Raw genomic sequence first — 1010 nt, 5'->3', positions numbered from 1 at the left:
CCGGTCGCGCGTCACGCTGAGGGGCGGGCGCGTGCTGGAGGTTCCGCTGGTCGTCGGCGCCGAGGGGCGCGGCTCGACCGTGCGGACCCAGGCCCGGATCGACACCGTCGGCTGGGGCTATGGCCAGGCGGGCGTGGTGGCGACCGTGTCCCTGGGCCGGGACCATGGCAATGTCGCCCATGAGTATTTCCTGCCGGCCGGGCCGTTCGCCATCCTGCCGCTAACCGAACAGCGCGCCAGCCTGGTCTGGACGGAGACGACGCGGCGGGCCGAGGCGCTGAAGGCGGCGTCGGACGAGGCCTTCCACGCCCACCTGATGCGGCGGTTCGGGGACTATCTGGACGATGTCACGGTGGTGGGTCCTCGGTTCGTCTATCCCCTGTCCCTGCAGCTGGCCGAGCAGCTGACCGCGCCGCGCACCGCCCTGATCGGAGACGCCGCCCACGCCGTCCATCCGGTGGCGGGCCAGGGGCTGAACATGGGGCTGAAGGACGCCGCCGCCCTGGCCGAGGTGCTGGTGGAGGCGATGCGGCTGGGCGAGGACATCGGGTCGGAGATCGTGCTGGACCGCTACGCCCGCTGGCGGCGGTTCGACAACACGGCCCTGGCCGCCGGCTTCGACGGCTTCGTGCGGCTGTTCTCGAACGATCTTCCGCCGGTGCGGCTGGCGCGCGACCTGGGCATCGCGGCGGTGAACCGCATTCCGGCGCTGCGCCGGGCCTTCATGCACGAGGCCGGAGGAGCGACAGGCGATCTGCCCCGCCTGCTGCGGGGGCAGCCGGTCTGAAGGGAGTGGCTAGTGGCTAGTGGCTAGGGTCCGTACTCAATACCGCTCATCCCCGCGAAGGCGGGGACCCAGTGTTTTGGGCGATCCGGCCGCGCCAGGGAGCCGCAACGACAATCCCGCTGACCTTGCGCCGACAAAAGAACTGGGTCCCCGCCTTCGCGGGGATGAGCGGAAATCCAAGCTGCTGATCCTGCTTTGCTTTAAATGAGTCTGAACCCTGGAA

Annotated in this window: 1 protein-coding gene; it reads left to right on the top strand. The window is 70.1% G+C overall.

Annotated elements, in window-relative coordinates; all coding sequences use genetic code 11:
* Positions 1-787, top strand: a 787-nt coding sequence (locus AC2W7C_RS18385; protein WP_486002634.1) for an FAD-dependent monooxygenase, incomplete at its 5' end; no start/stop codon positions are given.
* Positions 788-1010 lie beyond the last annotated feature (223 nt).

The sequence above is a fragment of the Brevundimonas sp. CURTG3B2_SDJG genome, from assembly GCF_057364705.1.
Note: the sequence above shows the minus strand (reverse complement) of the source record. Positions and strands in the feature narration are given on the sequence as shown.